A 10737-nucleotide genomic window follows, 5' to 3' on the forward strand; every position below is an offset into this window, starting at 1 on the left:
GTGCCCGGCCAACGCCCTCGCCCTCGGCGTCAGTTCTGCGACGGCACCGACGACGCGCTGCCGGTTCCGGGCTCCAGGGCGTCCAGCGCCCGCCGCAACCCCGTGAGCTTGCGCTCCAGATGGGCGGCCGTGGCCACCGCGGCCGCGTCGGTCGACTCGTCGTTGAGCTGCTTGGTGAGGGCCTCGGCCTGCTCCTCGACGGCCGCGAGCCGCGCCGATAGCTCGGCGAGCAGCCCCGCCGGCTCCTTGGACTCGGCCGTGTCCTTCTCGCCGCCCTCCAGCTGGAGCCGCAGCAGCGCCGCCTGCTCCCGCAGCTGGCAGTTCTTCATGTACAGCTCGACGAAGACCGAGACCTTCGCGCGCAGCACCCACGGGTCGAACGGCTTGGAGATGTAGTCGACCGCACCCGCCGCGTACCCCCGGAAGGTGTGGTGCGGACCGTGGTTGATCGCGGTGAGGAAGATGATCGGGATGTCCCGGGTCCGCTCCCGCCGCTTGATGTGCGCGGCGGTCTCGAAACCGTCCATGCCCGGCATCTGGACGTCCAGCAGAATGACCGCGAAATCGTCCGTGAGCAGTGCTTTGAGCGCTTCCTCCCCGGACGATGCCCGCACCAGCGTCTGATCGAGCGCCGAGAGGATCGCCTCCAGCGCCAGCAGATTCTCCGGCCGGTCATCGACCAGGAGGATCTTGGCCTTCTGCACCATGGCCCGCCCTCCTCGCCCCGGCTTGGGGCCTCCCCTGTCCGCAGGTCCTGGGGACGCACCCGTGGGTACCGCCCCAGGGGACGACTCCCTTGCGCCGCCCGTCCTTGTGCCGGTCATCGTAGCCGCACCCCGCCCGTCGCCACACCCTGTCACCGCGATGTCACTGTGTACGTAGCAGAAACGCGGCGGGAGACCAGAAGGTTCCCCGATTCCCGTACCTCTACACGACTTCGCGCGCACCGCGTCAGCAACAGCTCATGAACACCGAAGCTTCCCGTCACATGCGCGCCCCCTGCGGACGCCGGTCTCACTCCCCCCGCATCCACTGCTCCATCACCGACAGCAGGTGATCGGGGTCGACCGGCTTGGTCACGTAGTCGGAGGCGCCCGACTCGATCGCCTTCTCACGGTCGCCCTTCATCGCCTTCGCGGTGAGCGCGATGATCGGGAGCCCGGCGAACTGCGGCATCCGGCGGATCGCCGTGGTCGTGGCGTACCCGTCCATCTCGGGCATCATGATGTCCATCAGGACGACCGCCACGTCGTCGTGCTGCTCCAGCACCTCGATGCCCTCGCGGCCGTTCTCCGCGTACAGCACGGACAGGCCGTGCTGCTCCAGGACGCTGGTGAGCGCGAAGACGTTGCGGATGTCGTCGTCGACGATCAGCACCTTCTGCCCGCCGAAGCGGATGCCGCGGCTCGACGGCCGGGGAGCCGGCTCCTGCCGCTCCACGCCCGGCCACGGCTCGGGCTCCGGAGCGGGCCGCTGCTCGAGCGTGATCCTGCGGCGGCGCCGGAACAGCGCGGCCGGACCGTTCTGGGTGTCCCGGTACGACTTCACCTCCGCCGGCGTCTCGATCTCCGCCGGGGCCGGCTCGGCCGACTCCACCAGGTCGCCGGCCTCCAACGCGGGCATGGGCTGCTGGTAGCCGTGCGGCGGCAGCTCGCTCGGTTGCAGCGGCAGGTACAGCGTGAACGTCGAGCCGCGGCCCGGCTCGCTCTGCGCGTGGATCTCGCCGCCGAGCAGCTGCGCGATCTCCCGCGAGATGGACAGCCCCAGCCCCGTGCCGCCGTACTTGCGGCTGGTGGTGCCGTCGGCCTGCTTGAACGCCTCGAAGATCACCCGCATCTTGCCGGCCGCGATGCCGATGCCCGTGTCGCTCACCGAGAACGCGATCAGATCCGCGTCCGGGTCGGTCAGCGAACCGGCCTCCAGCAACTGCTCCCGGATGGCCTGCGGGACGTCGTCACGGGCGGGCCGGATGACCAGCTCCACCGACCCGGAATCGGTGAACTTCACCGCGTTGGACAGCAGGTTGCGCAGCACCTGGAGCAGCCGCTGCTCGTCGGTGTGCAGCGTGGCCGGCAGCTCCGGCGACACCCGCACCGACAGGTCCAGGCCCTTCTCCGCGGTCAGCGGCCGGAAGGTGGCCTCCACGTAGTCCACGAGCTGGACCAGCGCGATGCGCGTCGGGGAGACGTCCATCTTGCCCGCCTCGACCTTGGACAGGTCGAGGATGTCGTTGATGAGCTGCAGCAGGTCGGATCCGGCGCCGTGGATGGTCTCGGCGAACTCGACCTGCTTCGGGGAGAGGTTCCCCTCCGCGTTGTCGGCGAGCAACTTGGCCAGGATCAGCAGCGAGTTGAGCGGCGTGCGCAGCTCGTGCGACATGTTGGCGAGGAACTCGCTCTTGTAGCGCATGGAGACCGCGAGCTGCTCGGCGCGCTCCTCCAGGACCTGCCGCGCCTCCTCGATCTCGGTGTTCTTCACCTCGATGTCGCGGTTCTGCCGGGCCAGCAGCTCGGCCTTCTCCTCCAGTTCGGCGTTGGACGCCTGGAGCGCCTTCTGCCGCTGCTCCAACTCCGCCGACCGCTCACGCAGTTGCTCGGTCAGTTCCTGGGACTGCGAGAGCAGCCGCTCGGTCTTGGTGTTGACCGAGATGGTGTTGACGCTCGTCGCGATCATCTCGGCGATCTGGTTGAGGAAGTCCTTCTGGATGTGCGTGAACGGCGTGAACGAGGCCAGCTCGATGACGCCGAGCACCTTCCCCTCGAACAGCACCGGCAGCACGATCACCTGCGCCGGCGGTGCCTCCCCCAGCCCCGAGGAGATCTTCAGGTAGCCGCTGGGCGCGTCCTGCACGAGGATCGTGCGCTTCTCCACGGCGGCCGTCCCGATGAGCCCCTCACCGGGCCGGAACGAGGTCGGCATGGACCCCATGGAGTAGCCGTACGAGCCGAGCATGCGCAGCTCGAACTGGTCGTCGTCCGCGGCGTTCAGGTCCTCGCCGTCGACCAGCGGCATCGCGAGGAAGAACGCGCCGTGCTGCGCGGACACCACCGGCGTCAGCTCGCTCATGATCAGCGAGGCCACGTCCTCCAGGTCACGGCGCCCCTGCATCAGCGCCGAGATGCGGGCGAGATTGCCCTTGAGCCAGTCCTGCTCCTTGTTGGCGATCGTGGTGTCGCGCAGGTTGGCGATCATCTTGTTGATGTAGTCCTGGAGTTCCTGGATCTCCCCGGACGCGTCCACGTCGATCTTCAGGTTCAGGTCGCCGCGGGTCACCGCGGTCGCCACCCGCGCGATGGCACGCACCTGCCGGGTCAGGTTCCCGGCCATCTCGTTCACGGACTCGGTCAGGTCCCGCCAGGTGCCGTCGACGTCCCGCACGCGCGCCTGGCCGCCCAGCTGGCCCTCGGTGCCCACCTCGCGGGCCACCCGCGTGACCTCCTCGGCGAAGGAGGACAGCTGGTCGACCATCGTGTTGATGGTCGTCTTCAGCTCCAGGATCTCCCCGCGCGCGTCGATGTCGATCTTCTTCGTCAGGTCGCCCTTGGCGATGGCCGTCGTCACCATGGCGATGTTGCGCACCTGACCGGTCAGGTTGGACGCCATCTGGTTCACCGACTCGGTGAGGTCCTTCCACGTACCGGCCACACCCGGCACGTGCGCCTGCCCGCCGAGGATGCCGTCCGTGCCCACCTCGCGGGCCACCTTGGTGACCTGCTCGGCGAACGCGCTCAGCGTCTTCACCATGATGTTGATGGTGTCGGCGAGCTGCGCCACCTCGCCGCGCGCCTCGATGCTGACCTGCCGCGTCAGGTCGCCGTTGGCGACGGCGGCGGACACCTGGGAGATGTTGCGCACCTGGGTGGTCAGGTTCTTCGCCATCAGGTTGACGTTGTCGCTCAGGTCCTTCCAGATGCCCGTGACCCCGGGCACGTGCGCCTGGCCGCCCAGGATGCCCTCGGTGCCCACCTCACGGGCCACCCGGGTCACCTGCTCGGCGAACGACGACAGCTGGTCCACCATCGTGTTGACGGTGGTGACCAGCTCGAGGATCTCGCCCTTGGCGTCGACGGTGATCTTCTTCGACAGGTCGCCCTTGGCGACCGCCGTGGTGACCTCGGCGATGTTGCGCACCTGGAGGGTCAGGTTGTTCGCCATGCCGTTCACCGACTGCGTGAGGTCCTTCCAGGTGCCGGAGACACCCTGCACCTCGGCCTGACCGCCGAGGATGCCCTCCGTACCCACCTCACGGGCCACCCGCGTGACCTCCTGGGCGAACGACGACAGCTGGTCCACCATCGTGTTCAGCGTGTTCTTCAGCTCCAGGATCTCCCCGCGCGCGTCCACGGTGATCTTCTGCGACAGGTCACCGCGCGCCACCGCCGTCGCCACCTGGGCGATGTTGCGGACCTGCGCGGTGAGATTGCCCGCCATGCCGTTCACGGAGTCCGTCAGGTCCCGCCACACACCGGCGACCCCGGGCACCTGCGCCTGACCGCCCAGCCGACCCTCCGTACCCACCTCGCGGGCCACCCGCGTCACCTGGTCGGCGAACGACGACAGCTGGTCCACCATCGTGTTGATGGTGTTCTTCAGTTCGAGGATCTCCCCCCGCGCGTCGACGTCGATCTTCTGCGACAGGTCACCCCGCGCGACGGCCGTCGTCACCTGCGCGATGTTGCGCACCTGCCCCGTCAGGTTGGACGCCATCGAGTTGACGGAGTCGGTGAGCTCCTTCCAGGTGCCCGACACGCCGTCCACGCGCGCCTGACCGCCCAGCCGGCCCTCCGTGCCCACGTCCCGGGCCATCCGCGTCACCTGGTCGGCGAAGCTCGACAGCTGGTCCACCATCGTGTTGACGGTGTTCTTCAGCTGGAGCATCTCGCCGGAGACGTCCACCGTCACCTTCTGCGACAGATCGCCGTTGGCGACCGCCGTCGTCACCTGGGCGATGTTCCTCACCTGTCCGGTGAGGTTGCGGAACGCCGTGTTGACGGAGTCCGTCAGGTCCTTCCACGTCCCCGCCGCGCCCGGCACCTGCGCCTGACCGCCCAGCTCACCCTCGACGCCGATCTCGCGCGCCACGCGCGTGACCTCGGCGCCGAAGGACGACAGCTGGTCCACCATCGTGTTGACGGTGTTCTTCAGCTCCAGCATCTCGCCGGCCACGTCCACGGTGACCTTCTGCGACAGGTCACCGTTGGCGACCGCCGTCGTCACCGCCGCGATGTCCCGCACCTGAGTGGTCAGGTTCCGGAACACCGTGTTGACGGAGTCCGTCAGGTCCTTCCACGTCCCCGCGGCACCCGGCACGTTCGCCTGGCCGCCCAGCCGTCCCTCGCCGCCGACCTCGTTGGCGACCCGCGTGACCTCGTCCGCGAAGATCCGCAGCGTCTCGGTCATCTGGTTGATCGTCTCGGCGAGCTGCGCGACCTCGCCGCGCGCCGGCACCGTCACCTTCCGCGACAGATCGCCGTTGGCGACCGCCGTCGTCACCTCGGCGATCCCGCGCACCTGCGCGGTGAGGTTCCCGGCCATGGTGTTGACGGAGTCGGTGAGCTCCTTCCACACGCCGTCCACCCCGGGCACCTGCGCCTGCCCGCCCAGGGCGCCCTCGGTGCCCACCTCGCGCGCGACGCGGGTCACCTCCGAGGAGAACGCGGAGAGCTGGTCCACCATCGTGTTGACGGTGTTCTTCAGCTCGAGCATCTCGCCCTCGACGTGGACGGTGACCTTGCGCGACAGGTCACCGCGGGCGACGGCCGTCGTCACCAGCGCGATGTCACGCACCTGCGCCGTCAGCCGCTCCGCCATCGTGTTGACGGAGTCCGTGAGGTCCTTCCACGAACCGGACATGCCACGTACCTGGGCCTGACCGCCCAGCTTGCCCTCGGTCCCCACCTCGCTGGCCACTCGCGTGACCTCGTCGGTGAACGTCGACAACTGGTCGACCAGGTTGTTCACGGTCCGCGCGACCTTCAGGAACTCGCCCCGCAGCGGATGCCCGGCCCCTTCCGGCGCCGCCTGCGTGCGCAGCTCCATACGCGGCGACAGATCACCCTCGGCCACCGCCGACAGCACCCGGCTGACCTCGGAGACGGGCCGCACCAGGTCGTCCACCAGCGCGTTCGAGTTGTCGATCGCGGTCGCCCAGGAGCCCTCGGAGGCCCCCGTCTCCAGCCGCTCCGTGAGTTTTCCCTCACGCCCGACCATGCGGCGCACCCGCGCCAGCTCACCCGTCAGGTGCAGATTGCGGTCGGCCACCTCGTTGAAGACCGCCGCGATCTCCGCCATCACGCCGTCGCCGGACACCGTGAGCCGCTTGCGGAAGTTCCCGTCCCGCATCGCCACCAGCGCCACCATCAGCCGGTTCAGGGCCGCCGTGTCCACGGTCGTGGTCCCGCCCCGCGCCCTTCCCGGCTTGCCCAGGGACTGTCCGCCTTTCGCGCGCGTCGTCTTCGTGCCCCGCGTCGCTGCGCCAGACTCCACTGTGTCCCTCCCGCAGGGGTCGACCGTTACCGCTGTGCTCCGGGCACACCGCCAAGGGCGCTCCCGTTGCTCCTGTGCTTTTCTCGTACTACCGCGATGCCCTGCCCGACGTTCCAAGGCGCCACCAGAGGGCTGCTGCCCACCCGGCGCGGAAGGCACACGGCCTGCCCGGACCTTCGCTGCAAGCCTGCCCAGTGTTTCACCCCCGCCGAACCAGGCCATAACAGTTCGGCAGCTTCGCACATCGTCCGCACACCCGCCGTACGGAGAACACCTCCGGACGGAAACACAGCAGACCGGCATCCGCTCGGACCGCGAAGGTAAGTAACCTTGCATCCGGCTGTCCAGCCACGCCGGTCCGCCCGGCCTGGGCGGTGGCACGGGAACGAGCGGGCATCGGAGGGCGGCCGCACACATGACCACCGGACTGATCCCGGGGGAGCAGCCCCCGGACCCGCGGCCGACTGACGGCCTGCCGCTCCAGCGGCACGAGCCGGTCGGCCAGGGAACCATGCCCGTCGAGAACCGGTCGAGGAGTTCTGTGATCACCGCGCGCGCGGCCGCCAGCTTCGAGCCCGTGGGGCGATCGGTCGCGAGCGCCCGCTCCTTCGTCCGCGACACCCTGCAGGGCTGGGGCTTCGGTGACATCGTCGACGACGCCGTGGTCCTCACCAGCGAACTGGTGACCAACGCCGTGGTCCACGCCGGAACCTCCGCCGAGCTCCTCTGTCTGCGCAGCGACGAAGGCGTACGGATCGAGGTGGCCGACCGGTATCCGGAGCGGGAGATCCCGCTTCAGGGCTCCGCCATCACCATGGGCAGCCCCGACCGCGAGGGAGGCCGCGGGCTCCAGCTGTGCGCGGCCCTGGCCGGCCACTGGGGCGTGGACTACACCCCCACCCACAAGACCGTCTGGTTCCGGCTCGACCTTCCCGAGCGCCCGGTCGGCACCCGCACCGCCGGCCCCGCCCTGCCGGCCCACCTCCTCCCGCTCGCCGACACCCGGGTCCGCGTCGCCGTGGTCCAGATCGACCAGGTCGGTTCCATCACCGCCTGGAACGAGGACGCCGAGGAGCTCTTCGGCTACTCCGCCGAGCAGGTCACCGGCAAGCCGCTGACCGACTTCGCGGCCTGGCCGCACACCCCGGGCACCGGCACCGGCATCGCCGACGCGCTCCGGCTCTCCCGCTGGGAGGGCAGCTACGGCATCAGGGGCGCCCACGGCCGAGTGATCCCCGTGTACGCCTCCCACCTGCGGGTCCGGGACACCGACGGCGAGCCGTCAACGGTCTGCCTCCTGGTGCGGGACCACGAACGGGCGGTTCTGCAGACCCCGCTGCGCGGCCCCGCACCCGACACGTCCGGCACCTCCGAGGGCCAGAGCACCGACCCCTTCGAGGTCTTCATCGGCTCCCCGGCCCCCGACGACCTCGACGGGCTGCTCCAGCGCACGGTGGAACGCGCCCGCGACATGCTCGACGGCGATTCCGCCTTCCTGCTCCTCGCGACCGACGACGAGACGGAACTGGAAGTCCGCGCCTCCACCGGCCTCCCCTCGGCCCGCCAGCGCTTCGCCCGCGTCCCCGTCGAGGCGGGCCCCGGCCGCTACGGCTCCGCCCGCATGCCGGCCGTCCACGAGGACCTGACCGCCGTCCCCGGCGCCGTCCCCCTCCTCAACAGCACCGGCATGCGTTCGGTCATCACCGTCCCGCTGAAGGTCGAGGGCCGCCTCACCGGTTCCCTCGGCGTCGCCGCCGAGGCACCCGGCAGATACTCCAACGAGGAGGCGCTGCGCCTGCAGTTCGCGGCGGACCGCATCGCGCTCGCCGTCGAGTCGGCCCGCCTGGGCGAACTGGAGCGCCTGCGCCGCGGCTCGCTCAGCTTCCTCGTCGAGGCCTCCGACCTGCTGGCCGGCACCCTGGACCGGGACCAGACCCTGGCCCTGATGGCCCAGATGACGGTGCCGACCCTCGCCACCTGGTGCGCCGTCTACACGATCGCCGACCAGGCCTCCGAGCCGTACCTCTCCTACGTGCTGCACGAGGACGAGGAGCTGATCGACGGCATCAAGTCCCTGCTGTCGAAGATCGCCCCGCCCGACCCGGTCCCCACCCCCGGTGCCCGCGTCTGGTCCGCCCCGGCGGAGGTCGCCCACCAGGCTGCCCTGCGCACCTCCATGCGCAGCCTCGGCCTCAGCGGCGGCCCGACCCGCCAGGTCACCACGGGCATCGGCCCGACCCTCGCCACGGCCTCCGCGGTCGGCGGCGAGACGGTGGTCCTCCCCCTGGTCGCCCGCAACCGGGTCATCGGCATGCTGACGCTCGGCAAGCCGACCGACGAGCACTTCCGCCAGGAGATCCTGGAGCTCGCCGAGGACCTCTCCCGACGGGCCGCCCTGGCCCTGGACAACGCCCGCCTCTACTCGGAGCGCACGGCGATCAGCCAGTCCCTCCAGCGCAGCCTCCTGCCGCCGGAGCTGCCGACCATCGACGGCGTCGAGGTCGAGGTCATCTACCGCGCGGCGGGCGAGGGCAACGAGGTCGGCGGCGACTTCTACGACCTCTTCCCGATCAGCGACGGCGCGTACGGCTTCGCCATCGGCGACGTCTGCGGTACCGGCCCCAACGCGGCGGCCGTGACCGGTCTCGCCCGGCACGCGCTCCGGCTGCTGGCCCGCGAGGGCCTCAGCGGTCCGGCGGTCCTGGAGCGCCTCAACTCCGCGATCCTCGACGAGGGCGCCCGCAGCCGCTTCCTCACCCTCCTCTACGGCGAGATGCGTCCGCAGGACGACGGCAGCGCGGAACTGAAGGTGGTCTGCGCCGGTCATCCCCTCCCGCTCCGCCTGCGCCAGGACGGCACGGTCGAACCGGCGGCGGAGCCGCAGCCCCTCCTCGGCGTCATCGAGGACCTGGAGCTGTACGAGCAGACGGTCACCCTCGATCCCGGCGACGTGCTCCTCTGCGTCACCGACGGCGTCACCGAACGCCGCGAGGGCCCCCGCATGCTGGGTGACGACGGCCTCGCCGACGTCCTGACGACCTGTACCGGTCTGACGGCCGGCGCGGTCGCGGCCCGCATCATGCGCGCGGTGGAACGCTTCGCCTCCGAGCCCCCGTCCGACGACATGGCGATCCTCGCCATGCGCGTACCGGGCCTGCCCACGGATTAGCGGGCGCCCTCCCGCAGGGCATGAGAAAGACCCCGCCCGAATGGGCGGGGCCTTTCTGTCCGAGCCCCCAAACGGAATCGAACCGTTGACCTTCTCCTTACCATGGAGACGCTCTGCCGACTGAGCTATAGGGGCCTGTCGCCGTGTGCGGGGTTTCCCCCTCGGCAACGGAATAGATCATACCCCGAATGAACCCGTGCTCCCAACCACCGCTCAGCCGACCGGCTGGAGCAGTCCGCCCAGCGCGTTGCACGCCGCCGCGATCCGCTGCATGTCCCGTTTGGTCAGTGACGCGTCCACGGGAAGCGCGAGCGTCTCGTCGGCGGCCCGCTCGGTCTCGGGCAGCGACACACACCGCCGGAACTCGGGCATCCGGTGCACGGGGGTCTTCACCGGCACGCGGCACTCAACGCCCTTGCTCCGTATGGCACGTGCGAAGGCGTCCCGGTCGGGCCGACCGTTCCCCGGCACCCGCACGACGTACTGCTGATAGGTGTGCCCGACTCCGCTCTCGGGCGTCCGCACACCCCTCAACTTGGCGTCGAGGAACGCCGCCCGCTCCCGCCGCTGAGCCATCTCGTCGTACGACGCCTCGGATTCACCGTGCTCCAGCACCAGCAGCCCGTGCCGGCGGCCGAGCGCATGCAACCGCCCCACGTCGGCGGGCCTCCCGAAGCGATGCACGACAACGACGGCTGCTGTCCTGGGGGTTACGACCGCCTCCACCGCGGCCGGCTCCAGACAGTATGTCGCCGGATCTATGTCGGCGAACACCGGCAACGCGCCTGCCATCGTCACGGCTTCGGCGACTTCCACGTTCCCGAAGGCCGGTACGACGACCTCGTCACCCACTCCGACACCGGCGGCCCTGAGCAGTGCAGCAGTACTCATGGAGTGGATGCTCGTTGCGCAACGTGAACGTCAAGTGACACAGAACAAAAAAGGGTTGGACCCGGAACCGAAGTTCAGGGTCCAACCCTTTTGAAAAATTGTTCGGCGGCGTCCTACTCTCCCACAGGGTCCCCCCTGCAGTACCATCGGCGCTGTAAGGCTTAGCTTCCGGGTTCGGAATGTAACCGGGC

4 protein-coding genes, 1 tRNA gene and 1 rRNA gene are annotated in these 10737 nt (G+C 69.9%); 1 reads left to right on the plus strand and 5 read right to left on the minus strand.

The annotated features are described in order from the left end of the window. Positions 1 to 29: 29 nt before the first annotated feature. On the minus strand, positions 30 to 707 hold the full coding sequence (locus AB0A94_RS20355) for a response regulator (RefSeq protein ID WP_217128377.1): 678 nt from the start codon (positions 705 to 707) through the stop codon (positions 30 to 32). A 307-nt stretch (positions 708 to 1014) separates the two neighbouring features. Then, positions 1015 to 6486, minus strand: a complete 5472-nt coding sequence (locus AB0A94_RS20360) for a HAMP domain-containing protein (RefSeq protein WP_361746131.1) — start codon at positions 6484 to 6486, stop codon at positions 1015 to 1017. Positions 6487 to 6901: 415 nt separating this feature from the next. Here AB0A94_RS20360 and AB0A94_RS20365 point away from each other — a divergent pair, with 415 nt between their 5' ends. Next, entirely contained in the window at positions 6902 to 9655 is a 2754-nt protein-coding gene (locus tag AB0A94_RS20365; RefSeq protein ID WP_361746133.1) for a SpoIIE family protein phosphatase, read from the plus strand. Positions 9656 to 9717: 62 nt separating this feature from the next. On the opposite strand, the gene AB0A94_RS20370 is transcribed toward AB0A94_RS20365, so the two are convergent. The 3 genes from AB0A94_RS20370 to rrf form a co-directional block, all read right to left on the minus strand. Further along, positions 9718 to 9790 (minus strand) — tRNA-Thr (locus AB0A94_RS20370). A 78-nt stretch (positions 9791 to 9868) separates the two neighbouring features. After that, on the minus strand, positions 9869 to 10531 hold the full coding sequence (locus AB0A94_RS20375; protein WP_361746146.1) for a DegT/DnrJ/EryC1/StrS family aminotransferase: 663 nt from the start codon (positions 10529 to 10531) through the stop codon (positions 9869 to 9871). 115 nt (positions 10532 to 10646) lie between these two features. Beyond that, positions 10647 to 10737: ribosomal RNA gene (gene rrf, locus AB0A94_RS20380) — 5S ribosomal RNA — on the minus strand; the annotation flags it as partial.

Origin of the sequence: Streptomyces sp. NPDC044984 (assembly GCF_040646935.1) — a bacterium.
Taxonomy (GTDB): Bacteria; Actinomycetota; Actinomycetes; order Streptomycetales; family Streptomycetaceae; genus Streptomyces.